Source organism: uncultured Sphingomonas sp. (assembly GCF_913776855.1).
GTDB lineage: Bacteria > Pseudomonadota > Alphaproteobacteria > Sphingomonadales > Sphingomonadaceae > Sphingomonas.
The window spans coordinates 24610-41713 of record NZ_CAJYQD010000027.1 but is presented as its reverse complement, the minus strand read 5'-3'; the positions used below and the strand labels follow the sequence as shown (position 1 = coordinate 41713).

17 protein-coding genes and 1 tRNA gene are annotated in these 17104 nt (G+C 65.2%); 13 read left to right on the top strand and 5 right to left on the bottom strand.

Annotated elements, in window-relative coordinates; genetic code table 11:
• Positions 1-494, top strand: a 494-nt coding sequence (locus tag QZ755_RS07020; protein WP_294321199.1) for a M28 family peptidase, incomplete at its 5' end; no start/stop codon positions are given.
• The gene (rlmB, locus tag QZ755_RS07015) at positions 494-1237 is read left to right on the top strand and encodes a 23S rRNA (guanosine(2251)-2'-O)-methyltransferase RlmB (protein WP_061779285.1); all 744 of its coding nucleotides are present in this window, start codon (positions 494-496) and stop codon (positions 1235-1237) included. The genes QZ755_RS07020 and rlmB, both read left to right, overlap by 1 nt.
• Before the next feature lie 456 nt (positions 1238-1693).
• On the opposite strand, the gene QZ755_RS07010 is transcribed toward rlmB, so the two are convergent.
• Complete coding sequence (locus QZ755_RS07010) at positions 1694-2011, bottom strand: 2Fe-2S iron-sulfur cluster-binding protein (protein WP_294277554.1); 318 nt, start codon at positions 2009-2011, stop codon at positions 1694-1696.
• A gap of 69 nt (positions 2012-2080) precedes the next feature.
• Between QZ755_RS07010 and QZ755_RS07005 the strand changes: the two genes are divergently transcribed.
• Positions 2081-2710, top strand: coding sequence for a DNA-3-methyladenine glycosylase 2 family protein (locus QZ755_RS07005; protein ID WP_294321195.1), 630 nt, complete (start codon positions 2081-2083; stop codon positions 2708-2710).
• Between the two features lie 282 nt (positions 2711-2992).
• Here QZ755_RS07005 and QZ755_RS07000 read toward each other — a convergent pair whose 3' ends face one another.
• Positions 2993-3505: a hypothetical protein gene (locus tag QZ755_RS07000; protein ID WP_294321192.1), complete on the bottom strand. Its 513-nt coding sequence runs from the start codon at positions 3503-3505 to the stop codon at positions 2993-2995.
• Between the two features lie 195 nt (positions 3506-3700).
• Positions 3701-4084: a VOC family protein gene (locus QZ755_RS06995; protein ID WP_294321190.1), complete on the bottom strand. Its 384-nt coding sequence runs from the start codon at positions 4082-4084 to the stop codon at positions 3701-3703.
• Between the two features lie 141 nt (positions 4085-4225).
• Here QZ755_RS06995 and QZ755_RS06990 point away from each other — a divergent pair, with 141 nt between their 5' ends.
• Positions 4226-5572, top strand: coding sequence for a metallopeptidase TldD-related protein (locus tag QZ755_RS06990; protein ID WP_294321187.1), 1347 nt, complete (start codon positions 4226-4228; stop codon positions 5570-5572).
• Positions 5559-6350: a 3'(2'),5'-bisphosphate nucleotidase CysQ gene (locus QZ755_RS06985; RefSeq protein WP_294321185.1), complete on the top strand. Its 792-nt coding sequence runs from the start codon at positions 5559-5561 to the stop codon at positions 6348-6350. Before QZ755_RS06990 ends, QZ755_RS06985 begins: the two co-directional genes overlap by 14 nt.
• Here the strand turns inward: QZ755_RS06985 and QZ755_RS06980 are convergent.
• Positions 6340-7041: an NAD-dependent deacylase gene (locus QZ755_RS06980; RefSeq protein ID WP_294321182.1), complete on the bottom strand. Its 702-nt coding sequence runs from the start codon at positions 7039-7041 to the stop codon at positions 6340-6342. The two genes, QZ755_RS06985 and QZ755_RS06980, sit on opposite strands and share 11 nt — an antisense overlap.
• A gap of 356 nt (positions 7042-7397) precedes the next feature.
• On the opposite strand from QZ755_RS06980, the gene QZ755_RS06975 reads away from it, so the two are divergent.
• The 6 genes from QZ755_RS06975 (at position 7398) to QZ755_RS06950 (ending at position 11772) form a co-directional block, all read left to right on the top strand.
• The gene (locus QZ755_RS06975; RefSeq protein WP_294321180.1) at positions 7398-8189 is read left to right on the top strand and encodes a KilA-N domain-containing protein; all 792 of its coding nucleotides are present in this window, start codon (positions 7398-7400) and stop codon (positions 8187-8189) included.
• Positions 8189-8503, top strand: a complete 315-nt coding sequence (locus tag QZ755_RS06970) for a DCL family protein (protein WP_294321177.1) — start codon at positions 8189-8191, stop codon at positions 8501-8503. The genes QZ755_RS06975 and QZ755_RS06970 overlap by 1 nt, the downstream gene beginning before the upstream one ends.
• A gap of 281 nt (positions 8504-8784) precedes the next feature.
• Positions 8785-9513, top strand: a complete 729-nt coding sequence (gene dapB / locus QZ755_RS06965; RefSeq protein ID WP_294321174.1) for a 4-hydroxy-tetrahydrodipicolinate reductase — start codon at positions 8785-8787, stop codon at positions 9511-9513.
• A gap of 5 nt (positions 9514-9518) precedes the next feature.
• Complete coding sequence (nth, locus tag QZ755_RS06960) at positions 9519-10187, top strand: endonuclease III (RefSeq protein ID WP_294321172.1); 669 nt, start codon at positions 9519-9521, stop codon at positions 10185-10187.
• A 46-nt stretch (positions 10188-10233) separates the two neighbouring features.
• Positions 10234-10310: transfer RNA gene (locus tag QZ755_RS06955), tRNA-Arg, on the top strand.
• A gap of 547 nt (positions 10311-10857) precedes the next feature.
• On the top strand, positions 10858-11772 hold the full coding sequence (locus QZ755_RS06950) for a LysR substrate-binding domain-containing protein (RefSeq protein ID WP_294321169.1): 915 nt from the start codon (positions 10858-10860) through the stop codon (positions 11770-11772).
• A gap of 29 nt (positions 11773-11801) precedes the next feature.
• Here QZ755_RS06950 and QZ755_RS06945 read toward each other — a convergent pair whose 3' ends face one another.
• Positions 11802-14579, bottom strand: a complete 2778-nt coding sequence (locus QZ755_RS06945; RefSeq protein ID WP_294321165.1) for a TonB-dependent receptor — start codon at positions 14577-14579, stop codon at positions 11802-11804.
• Between the two features lie 155 nt (positions 14580-14734).
• On the opposite strand from QZ755_RS06945, the gene QZ755_RS06940 reads away from it, so the two are divergent.
• Positions 14735-16660 (top strand): isoaspartyl peptidase/L-asparaginase, encoded by a 1926-nt coding sequence (locus QZ755_RS06940; RefSeq protein WP_294321162.1) that lies wholly within the window; start codon positions 14735-14737, stop codon positions 16658-16660.
• A complete protein-coding gene (locus QZ755_RS06935; RefSeq protein WP_058715504.1) occupies positions 16647-17099 on the top strand; it encodes an Lrp/AsnC family transcriptional regulator in 453 nt (150 codons plus the stop codon). The genes QZ755_RS06940 and QZ755_RS06935 overlap by 14 nt, the downstream gene beginning before the upstream one ends.
• Positions 17100-17104 lie beyond the last annotated feature (5 nt).

The following is a 17104-nucleotide window of genomic DNA, read 5'->3' as shown; positions in this document are numbered from 1 at the left end:
ACGCCCCGCAATCGGGCCTGAAGCGCTATTATGGCTGGACCAATCGCTGGCCGATCACGCCCAAGCCGGGTTACGGCGAGCTGGCGGCGTATTTCAACATCGACAATGGCTCGGGCAAGCTGCGCGGGATTTACGCCGAGAATAATCCGGCGGCGGTGCCGATGCTGAAGGAATGGCTGTCGCCCTATGCGGCGATGGGCGCGGGTAATGTCGTGCAGAGGACGACCGGCGGTACCGACCATGTCTTCATGCAGGCGGTCGGCGTGCAGGGGTTCCAGTTCATCCAGGACCCGCTGGATTATGGCAGCCGCACGCATCACAGCTCGGCCGATACCTTCGACCATCTGAAGGCCGACGATATGCGCCAGGCCTCGGTCGTGCTCGCCGGGGTCTTGCTCGCGGCGGCGAATGCGGACAAGGCGTTGCCGCGCCCGCCGGTGCCGACGCAACCGGCGACGACCAAACCCTTTGACTTTACGGACAACGACGACTGATGGCACGCCGAGGACATCGCCCCAGCCAGGCTTCATCCAACCGCCCCCGCTTCTGGGGACGGCATGCGGTGACGGCGGCGCTCGCCAACCCCAACCGGACGGTGCGCAAGATCTGGGGCACGCGCGAGGCGCTGGCCGCGCTCGACCTGCCGCCGATCCTGCCGGTCACCTTTGCCGATGCGGCGGACCTGGGTCGCCTGGTCCCGGCCGACGCGCCGCACCAGGGCCTGGTGGCCGAGGTCGATCCGCTGGAGGATATCTGGCTGGGCGACCTGCTGCATGAGGTGCAGGACAATCAGCGGCCGCTGGTCGTGCTGGACCAGGTGACCGATCCGCACAATGTCGGCGCGATCCTGCGCTCGGCCGCCGCTTTCGACGCGGTGGGCATCGTGACCCAGGACCGGCACGCGCCGCCCGAATCGGGCACGGTCGCCCGTTCGGCCAGCGGCGCGCTGGAGACGGTGCCGTGGGTGCGTGTGGTGAACCTGGCGCGCGCGCTGGAGGAGATCGCGGAAGCGGGTTTCTGGCGTATCGGCCTGACCGGCCATGCGAACCAGACGCTGGCGCAGGCGATGGGCACGCAGCGCATCTGCATCGTGCTGGGCGCCGAGGGCGAAGGCATGCGCCAGAACACCGAAGCGCATTGCGACGAACTCGCCAAGCTGCCGATCAGCTCGAAGGTGGAAAGCCTGAACGTCTCCAACGCGGCGGCGATCGCGCTGTACGCAGTGGCGGCGCGGTGATTTGCGGGCGGCGGGGTTGGTCCCTGCCGCCTTTTTTGCGCGCAGAGGCGCGGAGGACGCAGAGAGTAGAAGTGGCAAGCGCCGGGCGTGCGCTTCGATTTCGCTCAGCGTGAACGGCCGTTGGTACGCGTGGCCACCATTCCCTAACTCCGTTCAGCCTGAGCGAAGTCGAAGGCCACGGGATTAGGGTTCGCGCGGAGACGCGAAGGCGCGGAGATCGTGTGCCTGGCCGCAAGACCCCTTTATCCTCGCGAGCCGCCCAAAAGTCTGCCGGTCGTGATGGCAGGCTCCGCTTGCCCCGCGCCGGACATCTCCGCGCCTCCGCGTGAACACAATCTCTTGGATAAGCCGGAATGCTACCCAACAGGACGGCATCTCTGCGCCCTCCGCGCCTCTGCGCGCAAAAAAAGAGGCGGGGCCATAACCCCGCCTCCGACGTTCACGGGAAATGCGCCGTCAGTCCTCCGCCGCGATCCGCACCCGCATCCCGTCCTGCGCCGTGCCGAAGGGCAACTGGCACGACAGGCGCGACGTCGCATCCCGGTCGCTGGTCGAATCGAGCAGGTCGTCCTCATCCGGACCGAGCGCGGGCAGCGTATCGGCGAAGGCCGGATCGACATGCACATGGCAGGTCGCGCAGGAACAGCATCCGCCGCACAGCGCCAGCAGTTCGTCGACACCGGCGTCGCGAATGACTTCCATCACCGACAGACCGGCCTCGCCGTCGATTTCGCGTTCTTCCCCGTCGCGGGTCACGACGATAAGCTTGGGCATGTCCATTCTCCTTGTCGGACCTGATGTTGAAAGCGCCTCTGCCGGGCCTGAACGCACGGATCAAGCATCATGGGCCTGAGTGCCGAACAGATTCGCGACAGCATGGACGCGCTCGCCGCCGCCGAGCCCGCCATCGCCGCGGCATTGCAGCGGATCGGCTATCCCGCGCCGCGTATCCGGGCGCGCGGTTATGCGACTCTCGTCCGCACGATCCTGGGCCAGCAGGTCTCAGTCGCCTCGGCCGATGCGCATTGGCGGCGGCTGAACGAATTGCTGGGCGATGCGAGTGATCCGACCCGGCTTCACAGCGTCACCGATGAGGAACTGCGCGGTGCGGGCATCTCGCGGCAAAAGGCGGGCTATCTGCGCAGCCTGGCCCAGGAGGTGACGAGCGGCCGCCTGAACCTGTCCGACCTGCCCAAGGACGACGAAGAGGCGATCGCCAAGCTGGTCGCGGTCAAGGGTATCGGTCGCTGGTCGGCGGAGGTCTATCTGCTGTTCGCGGAAGGCCGTACCGATATCTGGCCCGCAGGTGACCTGGCGGTGCAGATCGAGATGGGCCGCATCCTGGGACACGACACACGCCCGTCGGAGAAACAGGTGCGCGCGCTTGCCGAAGCCTTCCGCCCCCACCGCAGTGCGCTGGCGATCTTTACCTGGCACCATTACGGCGCCGAGGCCGATGCCGCCCCGGTCTGACGGATCAGCGGCGGTCGGGCGTGTGACGCGTCGCCACGCCGACCAGGATGGCCGTCGACAGTAGGATCGAGGAAACCAGAGCGCCGACGGCAAGCAGGCCGCTACCTGTCATGCGGATGTCTGCGCTCGCGCGGCAGTGGCTGCCCAGTCGAATAGTGAGTCGTGCGCGGTTCTGGCTGGATGATCCCATGATCGGCCAACGTACGAAATATATCTTGGTTCAGGGACGGCGGCGCGAGCAAGGCACGAGGAACAGGACCCGCCCCCATGTACCCGCCGCATTCAGTGGACGACGATCTCGTTGCCCGTTGGCATGAATTGTCTCGCCAGCGAGGGGATGGACGCATCGTTGCCGCACCTTTTCGATGACAGGATGCGGCCCCCGCGACGGACCAGAAGACCACTGCTGAAAGCCGGATCATGACGGCCGTCGGGGCCGAAGCCGGTACGGACCGTTCGATCGAACAGGATGTAGCTATATCCGTTGTTCGTCACCTGGATCTGGGTTTCGCCACCGCCGGAATAGCCTTGTTCCGCTAACGTCATCGACCGGGACACCAGTTCGATCTTTCCCGGCCTGCCATAGCGATAGACGGCTTGCTTGCCCGCTCCGCAGACCGAAACCTGTTTTGCGCCCAGGGGACAGGAAAAAATGCGCGTTTCTCCCGCCATGCACAGCGAGTGGCCTGCCGGTTGGGAAGCAGGTCGGGCCGAAGCGGCGCCGGTGATCGAAAGAGTGCCGAGAAGCATTGCCAGTATGCAGGTGCTGCCAATCGCAGTGACAACGCCTCTCATGCCGCTCGATATCCTGATTGTCGTGGGTTGCTCCGTGATGGCCGCCGTGCACCGTCTTGCGCTGTCTGTCCTCGCACGGAAGGATATGTGCGAGAAACGGGATATGATGGCGACCTGCAAACCGAACCCGTTTTCGGGGTGGTCCGACCGGTCCGGTGCACGCGCATCGCGGACGATGTGACGCCGCCAGGCCGATCAAACGTTATGGACGACCGCGAGCTTGTTGCCGCTCGGGTCCCGCAGATACGCGGCATACCAGTTCGGACCATAATGGGCGCGCGGGCCCGGCGCGCCGTCATCGCGGCCGCCCAGTGTCAGGGCCGTCCGATAAAAGGCGTCGACCTTTTCCGGCGAATCGACCAGAAATCCGGTCATGGTGCCGTTCCCTGCCGTTGCAGGCTGGCCGTCGAAGGGGCGGCAGACCCACAGCACGAAACCTTCGCCGCGTCCGCCCTGCGAATAGCCGCGCCAGCCGGGGAAGTCGGCATGGCTGCTCCAACCGATCTCCTTCAGGACCGCGTCGTAGAAGGCGTACGCCTGTTCGATGTCGACCGCGCCGATCGTCGCATAGCAGCTCATGATTCCTCTCCTGTTTGTGAGGCTTCAACATATCGCGAAAATCGGAACATAAAAAGAACAAAATTGTTTGGCGCGGGATCGCAGTCGATCCTGGTCGGACGGGTCTGGCATCCCGCCGCCCGCGCCCCTAAGTCCCTAACCATGCTGACTCCCGAACAGGCCCGCGACCGGGCCGCCGATATCGTTGCCCGTGCCCGTGCTGCCGGTGCCGACGCCGCCGATGCGGTCTTTGCCGCCGATGCCGCGCTGGAGGTATCGGTGCGGCTCGGCGCGCTGGAGGATGTCGGCCGGTCCGAGAGCGAGGAACTGGGCCTGCGCGTCTTTGTCGGGCGGCGCTCGGCCAGCGTCTCGACCTCGGACCTGTCGGGCGATGCGATGGCCCTCGCGGTCGAGCGCGCCGTCGCCATGGCGCGCGAGGCGCCCGAGGATCGCTGGGCGGGCCTGGCTCCCGAGGAACGTCTCCTGCACGGCGCGCCGCCGATGCTCGACCTGGATGATGGCGGCGAGGTCGAGCCCGAAGCCTTGCGCGCCGCCGCCTTGGCGGCCGAGGAAGCAGCGCGTGCCGTGGCAGGCGTCACCAATTCCGAAGGCGGCGGTGCGTCCGCCTCGCGTGTCGTCTCGGCGCTGGCGACCAGTCATGGCTTTGCGGCGGGTTACGGCGCCACCGGATACGGCCTGTCGGTCAGCGTGGTGGCGGGCGAGGGCGCGAATATGCAGCGCGACTATGCCCATCACGGCGCACGCCTGCGCCGCCTGCTCGAAAGCCCCGAGGCGATTGGGACGCGGGCGGGCGAGCGGACCGTGGCGCGGCTAAATCCCGGCAAGCTGGCGAGCGGCGCGATGCCGGTCGTCTATGACCCGCGCGTGGGATCGTCGCTGATCGGACACCTCGTCTCGGCGATCGCGGGGGCGGCGATCACGCGGCGGACCAGCTTCCTGCTCGACCGGATCGGCGAGCGGGTGATGGCGGAGGGCATCCGGGTCGAGGACGATCCGCATCGCCCGCACGGGCTTCGCTCGCGGCCCTTCGACGGCGAGGGGCTCGCGGTGTCGCCGACGGCGATCGTCGAGGACGGCGTGCTGGAGACCTGGCTGCTCGATTCCGCGTCGGCGCGGCAACTGGGTCTGGAGCCGACCGGCCATGCCGCGCGCGGGACGGCGGGGGCGCCGGGCGTGTCGACCAGCAACCTGTTCATGGCGGCGGGCCGTGTGCCGGTCGAAACGCTGATCGCCGATATCGGCGACGGCGTCTATGTGACCGAGCTGATCGGAAGCGGAGTCAATCTCGTCACCGGCGACTATAGCCGGGGCGCGGCGGGGTTCCGCATCGTGAACGGACAAATCGCCGAGCCGGTTGCGGAGTTCACGGTGGCGGGTAACCTGAAGGACATGTTCCTCGCCATGACCCCGGCCAACGACCTGGAATTTCGCTACGGCGTCAATGTGCCGACCCTGCGCATCGATGGAATGACGGTTGCCAGCAGCTGAGCTGATCCCAGCTGTCGTCGCGGCGGCGCGCGAGGCGGCGGCGATGGCGCTCGCCCGCTGGCGCACCGATTTCCGGCAATGGGAAAAGGTGCCGGGCAGCCCGGTGTGCGAGGTTGATCTGGATGTCGACCGGATGCTCTATGCCCGGTTGCACGCGCTGATTCCCGAGGCGGGCTGGCTGTCCGAGGAGACGGCGGACAAGCCCGACCGGCTGGCCGCGCGCCGGGTCTGGGTGGTCGATCCGATCGATGGCACGCGCGACTATATTCGCGGGCGCGAGGGTTGGGCGGTGTCGGTCGCCCTGATCGAGGATGGGCGGCCGGTGATCGGCGTGCTGGCCGCGCCGGCACGCGGCGAGCTGTGGCTGGCGACGGCGGGCGGCGGTGCGACCCGTAACGGCCGTACGTTGAGCGCGGGCTATTGCCACCAGATGCCCGGCGCGCGCGTGCCGGTCGATGGGCTGCCCAAGGCCGACCGCGATCTGGTGGCGGTGTTCAAGCCCAACTCGATCGCGCTGCGCATCGCGATGGTCGCCGCCGACGAGGCCGATCTGGTCGCCACGCTGCGCTGGGGCAATGAGTGGGACATCGCCGCCGCCGCGCTGATCGCGTCCGAGGCTGGGGCAGGGGTCGCCGACGCGCTGGGCCAGCCGCTGCTGTTCAACAAGCCCGATCCGCGCGCTTTCGGCGTGCTGGTGACCGCGCGCGGGCTTCAGGATTCGGCGCTCGAGCGGCTGACGCCCCGCGCCCGCGAAGTGATCGTGCCGGTTACCGGCTGAGCATCTGGTCGACCCATTCGGGCACCAGTTGCCCGGCGGGACCCAGGCTGCTCTCATCGAACCAGCCGCTCCCCTCCGACCGATCGAGATTGAGCTCCAGCGTCGCCGCGCCGTAAGCGCTCGCCATCCGCACGAACCCGGCCGCCGGATAGACCGCGCCCGAGGTGCCGATCGACACGAACAGATCGGCCTTGGCCAGCGCCGCCTCGATCCGGTCCATGTGATAGGGAATCTCGCCGAAGAACACGATGTCGGGCCGCAGGCGCGGTGAGGCACAGGCGGGACAGGCCGTGCCGGGCGGCAGGTCGCCCGCCCAGTCGGACCGCTCGCCGCACGCCGCGCACAGCGCCTGCTTCAGCGCACCATGCACATGCAGCATCCGCGTCGCCCCTGCCCGCTCGTGCAGGTCATCGACATTCTGCGTGACGATCAGCAACTCGCCCGACCATTCCCGATCCAGCCGCGCCAGCGCCTCATGCGCCGCATTGGGCGAGACACCGGCCAGCGCCGCCCGCCGCAGGTCATAGAAGCGGTGCACCAGCTCGGGATCGGCGGCGAGGGCTTCGGGTGTGCAGACATCCTCGACCCGGTGCCCCTCCCACAGCCCGCCGGGCCCGCGAAAGGTGGCGATACCGGACTCGGCGGAGATGCCCGCGCCGGTGAGGATGACGATGTTGCGGATGGGGAGCATGGCCGGAGGACTATCGTGGAAACGGATTCATCGGAAGGGATGGGAGTGCTTTGTTGGGACGGCCGCAAATCCAAGCGCTAGGTTGGATATTCTGGATAGCGCCTATCCCGCCATGATGCTGCTAATGTACGCGCTATGCAGGGATACAGAACCGTGCGCGATAATGCAGGTCAGGCATGCGTGTCATAATTGTCAGCGGGTTCCTTAATGGTGTCGGTGCGGTCGGGCGCTAAGAAGCGTCTGATTGCCCTTTCGCATATCTCTGGAAATTTCCCGCCGTACCCGGATTAGTGCAGTTTATGACTCGACTTTGAAGAGGAGCGGCATAAGCTGCCTCACTTATCTGGGGAGGTACTGTGGCCGGATTTCAGATCGCGTTGCCGCTTGTTCAATATGAACTCGAAACAGAGGTCATCCACCAACGGGTGAAAGATGGCTACGTTAACGCAACCGCTATGTGTAAAGCAGGCGGAAAGGCGTGGTCAGATTACAACCGCTTAGGCGTAACCCAAGCCTTTTATGGCGCGTTAGTGGCCGACATGGGGATTCCCATAACGGAATTGGTGCAGTCGGTTCGAGGCGGCGACCCGACGCTACAAGGAACATGGGTCCATCCTCAGGTCGCTATCAATCTAGCCCAATGGCTATCACCGCAATTCGCAGTGAAAGTGACCAAGTGGATTATGGATTGGATGACTGGGAAGGTTTCCGGTGGAAATCTTCCGTACCATCTACGACGCTACATGGCCAATATGACCAATGTTCCAAACGGTCATTTTTCTATGTTAAATGAGATGACAGTCGCCTTGATAGCGCCGCTCGAACATCTAGGTTATGTTCTTCCTGACAATATGGTGCCTGACATTTCAGAAGGGCGCATGTTTTCTGGATGGCTGAGGGAGAATGGCCATGATCCAGATAGTATGCCGACTTATATTCACCTATATGAAGATGGGCGTGCTGTTAACGCTAGGGCATACCCAAATAGCGTCCTTGCCGACTTCCGCCGCCATTTTGTGGAGGTATGGATGGCAAAACGCGCCCTTCCTTACTTTGGTGAACGTGACCAGAAGGCGCTTCCACATATCGAAAGGCTTCTTGCCCTGCCAAACTATGCCGATGTGGCAGGCTTCATTGGAGATAAGTAATGGGACGGGCTAGACCTATTGTTCTTGATACGAAGGCCTTTGCCAAAGCGGGAGATGCTCGAATCTTTTTTAGTGAGATGCTGCAACGCTATTCGCCTGGTGATCGGGTCAATGATGAGGATGCAGCGCATCTAAAGGCCTTGCTGCGCCGCCATGACGAGGAAGCCGACAAAGTTGGATCGGGTATTTCTCATATCACGGTTGGTCCTGCCCCGGACTATTTTAATCAACAGTGCTTCTGGATCAATCGCACAGATGGCACCCGTATCGATTTCTCATATCAGCACTGCCTTGAGAAGAAGCCCTACGACTGATAGGCATGGGGAGCACCGGCGCCCAACCTTTCACGTTAGGCATTAACAACAGTGACAGCGTCCTGATAAATATCGTTTTTTGTCAAGATCGCATTGGGTGTCGGCAAAGTTATCTTATGGGCGCAATCTACTTGGGTTCGGTGAGAAGCTCTGGATAATCTGCTGGACGATGCGTTGCGGATAGCGGCTTGGATGGTCACCAGCCGGTTTCTTCCGGCAGGGACCTGTGCCAAGGAACGCGGCATGAAGACCTCCTCCCTTTCATCCACCGGAACCCTCGCATGACCGCCATCGGTATCTACGGCAGCGCCGGGCGCATGGGCCGCGCGATCGCCGAGCTGATCGAGGGCGAGGGCGCGACCTTGGCGGGCGGGTGCGACTCGCGCGACGATCCGGACGCGCTGGCCAAGTCCGCCGACGTGCTGGTCGACTTCTCGATCGCAGGCGCGCTCGACGTGCATCTGGCGGCCGCCCGGGCGGCGCGCACCCCCATCGTGATCGGCACGACCGGCCTTTCCCCTGTGCAGCACGCCGCGATCGACGCCGCCGCGACCGAGATCGCGGTGCTCCAGACCGGCAACACCTCGCTCGGCATCACGCTGCTTGCCAATCTGGTGCGCGAGGCGGCGGCGCGGCTGGGCAGCGACTGGGATATCGAGATCACCGAGATGCACCACCGGCACAAGGTCGACGCGCCCTCGGGCACCGCCTTGCTGCTGGGTGAGGCGGCGGCGGCTGGGCGGGGGCATCCGCTGTCGGAACTGCGCGTCGATGGTCGCGCCGGACTGGTTGGCGCGCGCACCGAGGGGACGATCGGGCTGGCGGCCCTGCGCGGCGGTTCGGTGATCGGCGACCATGAGGTGATCTTCGCAGGCGAGGGCGAGCGGCTGACGCTCGGCCATTTCGCGCAGGACCGGACGATTTTCGCGCGCGGCGCAGTGCGGGCGGCGCTGTGGCTCGCGGGGCAGGCGCCGGGCCGCTATCGCATGGGCGACGTGCTGGGGCTGTAAGCGCCATGAAGAAGGCGGACGTCGTCGAATTCTACCACCGTCTGGCGGAGGCGAACCCGCATCCCGAGACCGAGCTGGAATATCGCAACCCCTATACGCTGGTCGTCGCGGTCGCCCTGTCGGCGCAGGCGACCGATATCGGCGTGAACAAGGCGACGCGCGCGCTATTCGCCGAGGTCGATACGCCGCAGAAGATGCTCGATCTGGGCGAGGAGGGGCTCAAAGCCCACATCAAGACGATCGGCCTGTTCAACACCAAGGCCAAGAACGTCATCGCCCTGTCGCAGATGCTGGTCGACGACTATGGCGGCGAGGTGCCGCAGGCGCGGGCCGATCTGGAGCGATTGCCCGGTGTCGGGCGCAAGACCGCCAATGTCGTGCTCAACACCGCCTTCGGCCACGAGACCTTCGCGGTCGACACACACATCTTCCGCGTCTGCAACCGCACCGGCCTGGCCAAGGGCAAGACAGTGCTGGCGGTCGAGCTGAAGCTGGACAAGGCGACCCCCGCCCCGTTCCGGCTGCACGCGCATCACTGGCTGATCCTGCACGGTCGGTACATCTGCAAGGCGAGGCGCCCCGAATGCTGGCGCTGCCCGGTCGAGGATCTGTGCGCCTATCGCCCCAAGACGCCCGCGCCTGCGCTCAAGGCCGGAAAAGCCGCGCCTACATAAAAAGGGCTGGCGCGCCTGGGCCCGCAATGCTAGTCGGCCAGCCCACGCACCCGTAGCTCAGCTGGATAGAGCGCTGCCCTCCGAAGGCAGAGGCCACAGGTTCGAATCCTGTCGGGTGCGCCAGCTTCCAACATATTGGCCAATGATAATGGCATTTTGGGTGAGAGCCTGGATGACGACGCATGGGGTCAGTGTCGTCGCTTATTTGACCAGTCGTGATGAAGAGGCGCAAGGGCGGGCCTTGGTATCGGCGATGGCGTGAAGTTTCGTGTTCAGACACCTACGGGTTGCGGCAGAACATTCGCTTCGGCTCCCCGTTTGACGTGTTGGCTGGACGCAGTACGATGCGACATATCGATCAAGATTATCCTGCGCAGCTAGCTTCTTTAACATTTGCCGAAGCCCGCGCCGTCCGTTGCGGTCGACGACGACTATGTTGCTCAGCGCTCGTCGATAAACCGCGCGAACCTGGGGCGCCGTGGTGGTGAATGGGTAATCGATGATGGTGTCGGCGATGATCGATCGCCCGTCATTGTCCTATGGGAGGCCGGGAACAGGGGTATGGGGCAAAGCTTTGCTTGATGCCTAACTGGTATGATGGCCTTGCCGTTTCGGGCCCGGAATGTCAGCGTGGACCAGACGTCATGATAGCGGACCCGGCCCATCCTTCATGCCCAATGATCATAGTGATATCCACCGTCGCGAACTGCCGCCGTTGCCCGCGCTCGCCAGTTTCCTGGCGGCGGTGGAGACCAGCAGCTTTTCGCGTGCGGCGCAGCGCATGGCGCTGACGCAGAGTGCGATCAGCCGACAGATCGCACTGCTGGAGGACTGGTTGGGCGTGCCGCTGTTCGAGCGGCGCGGGCGGCGGGTGACGCCGACCCCGGCGGCGCTGGCCTATGCCGAAGCGGTCGGACCGGCGGTCGAACGGTTGCGCAGCGCCACACGGCGGCTGTTGACTCCGGTGGCCGACCGCGCGCTGACCATCGCGACGCTGCCCAGTTTCGGCATGCGCTGGCTGGCCCCGCGCCTGCCGGGCCTGACCGCGCGGCACCCCGAATTGCTGGTGAACTTTGCCGCGCGCTCCTATCCGTTCGATTTTGCCGAAGAGCGGTTCGACGCCGCCATCCATTTCGGCCTGCCCGACTGGCCGGGTGCGGACCATGCGCTGCTGTTCCATGAGGATGTCGTGGCCGTCTGTTCGCCCGACTGGCTGGCGCGCCATCCGGTGGCGAAGCCCGCCGACCTGTTGCCGCATACCCTCTTGTCGCTGGAGGCGCGGCCCGATGCCTGGGCGCGCTGGTTCGCCGCCGCCGGTATGGCCGAGGCGGCGATCCGCGAAGGGCCCGTGTACGAGCATTTCCTGATGCTTGCCCATGCTGCGGCGGCGGGGATGGGCATGGCGTTGATCCCGTCCTTCCTGATCCGCCCGGAGCTGGCGTCCGGCGCGCTGGTGACGCCGATCGATGTCACGCTCAGCGCGTCGGAGGCCTATTATCTGGTCTGGCCGCGCCGTAGCAGCCACAGCCCGCTCTTCGACCGCTTCCGCCACTGGCTGCTGGATGAAGCCAGGGCGGAGGCGTGAATGGGCGCTGACGGGCTAGGCGCTTGGGATCAAAGCGGTTTCCCGCCCATCTTCCACGTCAGCTGCACGGCATAGCTGCGGCCGATCCCGTCGAACCAGGAGATGTCGTAATAGGGATAGGACGCATAGGTCGGATCGTGGATCGGCGCCTGATCGAACAGGTTGGTCACCGTCCCGGTCAGGCGAAGGCGTTCGTTCAGATCGTAACGCATCGACAGGTTGAACAGATAGCTGGCCTTGATGAAGCCGTCCTGATCATAGTTCGGCAGCTTGCCCAACCGCAAACCGGTGATCGTCGTCGAGAAATCGCCAAGGCTCCAGGTCAGGCTGGCCGTGCCCTTATCGCGCGGAATGTCGAAATTGCTGTCGACCGCGAACTTGTTGATGATCGGATCGCCCGGATATTGGCGCACCGTGTGGTTGAAGACATAGGTATAGCCGCCCGACAGGGCGAAGTCGCCGATCGCGGCGGTCGGCAGGCGGATATTGGCGGCGATGTCTATGCCGTCGGTGGTTTCCTCCGCGACGTTGATCGGATTGACCGCCACCGCCTGTAGCTGCCCGGCCAGTGCGCCGCTGGTATAGCGGATTACGCGGGCCAGCGCGTCGCGGCAGGTCGGCGACGATGGATCGGCACCGCCGCCTGCGCGACAACGCGATTCATCGCGCAGCACGGAATCGATGCTGATGTCGCGCACCTGATCCTTCATCTTCACCCGGAAATAATCGACGGACAGGTCGATGCGGTTCGACGGCTGCCACACCACACCGGCGTTGAGCGAGGTCGAGGTCTCGGGCTGAAGCTGGCGATTACCCGTCTTGCGGGCGATGATCGTCTGGTCGGAATAGCTGCAATCGCCGATCGTCTCGTTCGGCTCCTCCACGCGGCACAGATAATAGTCGGTGGCCGAAGGGTGCGTGTTGCCCGGCCCCCGGAAGACGTAATTGAGGTCGGGCGCACGGAAGCCGGTGCCATAGGCGGCGCGGAAGAGCAGCCTTTTGGTCGGCCGCAATTCGCTGCCGACATTATAGGTAAAGCGGCCGAACGTGTTGCCCGCGATGTGGAACGAGTCGTACCGCCCTGCGGTGCTGAGCTGCAGGAACGACAACACCGGCACGCGGAATTCATACCCCAAGCCCCAGCGATTGCGCGACCCGCTGCCGTCTGAATCCACCAGCCCGACATAATAGTTGGTCAGCGTCAGCGGATCGGGGCGCAATTCATAGCCCTGCTTGCCCGCCTCTGCGACGAAGGCGAAGCCGACCGGACCGGCGGGCAGCTGGAACAGGTCGGTGGTGTTGAGCGCGGCGGCCAGCGTGTCCGTCCAAGAACGCGGGCGATAGAGCGAATCGACCGAGATCGAGCGATATTCGGCCGGCGTCAGCGGCGTGTAGAGGCGGCGGACATCGGCATTGAAGATCGCATAGCCGGTGGCCGGATCGACCCCCTGCTGCTGTCCCAGGAACAACGCGTTCGATTTCGAGATGACGATTTCGGGGAAGGTGACGCGCGAATCATACTGCGCATGGTTGAACGACACCTCGTACTTCCACTTGTCGTTCGTGCCGAATTGACCGCGAATGCCGGGCGTGATGTTGAAGGTGATCGACCGGTTGCGGGTCATGCCGTTCTGGAAACCGCCCATTTCCTCGGGCGTGAACTGGCGGGTCCAGTTGTCGAGCTGCAACCCGCTGTCGGTCGCGTCGGGCGCCAGGTTGGGGTTGAAGAAGGTGCCTTCCTCGTTGCCGTCGGGCGACACGTAATACCAGCTCTTGACCCGGCGGAAGAGCTTCAGCTTGGAATAGCTGAACTGCAGGTCGGCAAAGAGTTCGGTGCCGCCGCCCAGATCATAGCCCATCGAGCCATAGGCGGTGATGGACTTTCGGTCGGATAGCATCGTGCCATAAGCGACCGATTCATTGCTGCCGCAGAAGCGGCCGTAGCGACGGCGATCGGCGTAATAGATCGTACCCTGATTGAGCGAGGACAGCGCGCTGCACGTCGCCTGACCCGGATCGATATAGTTCGCATCCTCGTCGGCGCGCAGGAACGTGCGCTGCGCCAGCGGGGTGGCGGTGGTCGGGTTGTCGGCGGTCGAGTCCTGCCGCTTGCGCTGATATTGCCACAAGGGGCGCTGGTTCAGGAATTCGATTCCGGCCACGCCGTGGAAGCCGCCGGTTTCCCAGCCGGTCGTCGCCATCAGCCGATATGCCGCGCCGCCGCCATGGTCGGTATCGCTGTAGCGCATGTCGATACGGGTGCCGTCGGCCTTGGTCTTCAGCTGGAAATTGACGACGCCCGCGATCGCGTCCGACCCGTAGATGGCCGAGGCACTGCCGCTCAGCACCTCGACCCGGTCGATCAGGCCGACGGGAATGTTCGAGATGTCGGTGAAGTTGCTGTTGCCCTGAAACGGCAGCGGGAAGTCGGCGATGCGGCGGCCGTTGACCAGCACCAGCGTATGGTTGGGCCCCAGGCCGCGCAGGTCGACCTGCTGCGCGCCGGGACTGAAGCTGGCGCCCGATGCGCTCTGCTGCCCTTGAGTCTCGCCGCTATTCTGGGTCAGGCTGCGCAACACGTCGGGGACGCTCAGGAAGCCGCCCTTCAGGATATCCTCCGACGTCACGACGGTAACCGGTGCGGGCCCTTCCTTCTGCACGCGCGGGATGCGTGATCCCAGGACGGTGATTTCATCCGATGCGTCCGCCGTCGGGGCGTTGGCCGGCAGGTCCTGCGCCATCGCGCTCCCCGCCATCGCCATCATCCCCACACCCGTCAGCCAATGAACGACCGAGGTCCCCCGCATTATAAAGCTCCCCATTTTTACCCCTAGGCGCAATCATAATGCCATGGACTTCCGCCATATTGAAACATAAAAACGCCATGTTGAATGTTCGTCTCTTTGTTTTGATGAGGAGTGTGGCCTTGCGACACTATGGTCTGGGTATCGCATTGATATGCGTGGGGATTGCGTCGGCGGCGCCGGCGGCAGGGCAGCAGGCGGTGGGGCAACAGACGGGGGCGACGGTTGCCGGCGCGCGCTTCTTCGTGACCGGCGATCCGGCCAAGCCCCGACCCGCAACCCCGTCGCAGGGCCTGATGCTGATGGGCGGCGGCGACTGGGACAAGCAGGCGTTCCAGTGGTTTGCGAAGAAGGCAGGCTATGGCCACATCCTGATCCTTCGCGCGTCGGGCGATGGCGAGGGCGGACGCGAGATGTTCGCGACGATGGCCGGCGTCCAGTCGGTGTCGACCATCCTGTTCACCGATCGCACCGCATCGACCGACCCCCGCGTGCTGGCGGCGATCGCCAAGGCGGACGGCATCTTCCTGGCGGGGGGCGACCAGGCGAAATATGTCCGCTTCTGGCAGGGGACGCCGGTCGCCCGCGCGTTGGACGCGCATGTCGCGGCGGGCAAGCCGATCGCGGGCACCAGCGCCGGCCTCGCCGTGCTGGGCGGTACGGCTTACGGCGCGATGGATGGCGGCAGCATCGATTCGTTCAAGGCGCTGTCCGATCCGTTGGGCGATGCGGTGACGCTGGTCCATGGTTTCCTGCACATGCCGCGCCTCGCTCATGTCATTACCGACACGCATTTCAACGAGCGCGACCGGCTGGGGCGGCTGATCGCCTTTGTCGCCAAGGCGCGCGCGACCGGCGATCCGACCGCGATCGGCCTGGGCGTCGACGAAGCGGGCACGCTGTGCGTCGAGTCGGACGGACAAGCGACCTTCTACGGGCCGAAGAACACCCATGCCTGGCTGGTGCAGCCGCAAGGCATCCCGAAGCTGACACGGGGCAAGCCGCTGGACTGGGCCGATATCCGCATCACCGGCGTCGCGCCGGGGGACAGGATCGACCTGAACACCATGACCGTGTCCAAGCCCGCATTCGTCGGCACGGCAAAGGTGGTCGCGGGCAGGCTGATCGATGCCCCCTTGCCGCCCGGCGGCCACTGGTCGCTGGCGATCCATGGCGGGGCAGGCGTGATTCCGAAGGGATCGCTGACGCCGGACCAGGAGCGCGCCTATCGCAACGGGCTGAACGCGGCGCTGGCTGCCGGGTCGGCGGTGCTGGCCAAGGGCGGCAGCAGCCTGGATGCGGTGGAGGCGGCGGTGCGTGTGCTGGAGGACGATCCCCACTTCAACGCCGGGCGCGGCGCGGTGTTCGACGCGGAGGGCAAGAACCAGCTCGACGCGGCGATCATGGACGGGGCGACCCTGCGCGCGGGCGCGGTCGCCGGGGTCAGCGCCACCAAGAACCCCATCGTGCTGGCCCGCGCGGTGATGGAGCATAGCCGCCATGTCCTGCTGACCGGGGCGGGTGCCGACCAGTTCGCGCGCGAACAGGGCGTGGAGCAGGTCGATCCCTCCTATTTCCGCACCGAGAAGCGCTGGCGCGAATATCAGGCGTGGAAGCGCGACGAGGAGCATGCCGCCCTCGATCCGACGCATCGTTTCGGCACGGTCGGCGCGGTGGCGCGGGACCAGCGCGGGCACCTGGCCGCCGCGACATCGACGGGCGGGCTGACCGGCAAGCGCTGGGGACGGATCGGCGACTCACCGATCATCGGCGCGGGCACATATGCGATGGACCAGACCTGCGCGGTGTCGGCGACCGGCACCGGGGAATTCTTCATCCGGCAGGTCGCCGCGCGCCAGATCTGCGACCGGGTGCAGTGGAAGGGACAGGACATCGCCACGGCGGCCAGTGACACGATCGAGGAGGTGGGCGAGATCGGCGGCGACGGCGGGCTGATCGCGATGGACGGCCGCGGGCATATCGCCTTCGCCATGAATACCGATGGCATGTATCGTGGTAGCGTATCGGATGACCAATCCCCACGTACCGCCATCTATGCGGGAGAAATGGATGTCGGCCGATAACCCCCACCCGTCGAAGCGTGAGCTGGACGCGCGATTGCTGGCGCTGTTGCGGCAGGATTCGCGCGTTCCGGTGTCCGAACTGGCGCATGTGCTGAACGTGTCGCGCGCGCATGTCTATGCCAGCATCGCGCGCATGGAGCAGGACGGGACGATCGACGGCTATACCGTCAGGCTGGGCGAGGCGCATGACCGGCGCATGGTGCGCGCGCATGTGATGATGACGACTCTGCCCAAGCTGCTGGACGAGACGAACGAGGCGCTGGCCGCGATCCCCGAGCTGACCGGCGTCTATGCCATTGCGGGCGAATATGACCTGATCGCCATGGTCGAGGCGCCCAGCCTGGAGCGGCTGAACGATGTGATCGACGCGATCGGGCGCATGGAAGGGATCGGACGGACGATGTCGGCGGTCGTGCTGGCGACGCGCTTGCGGCGGTAGCGGGT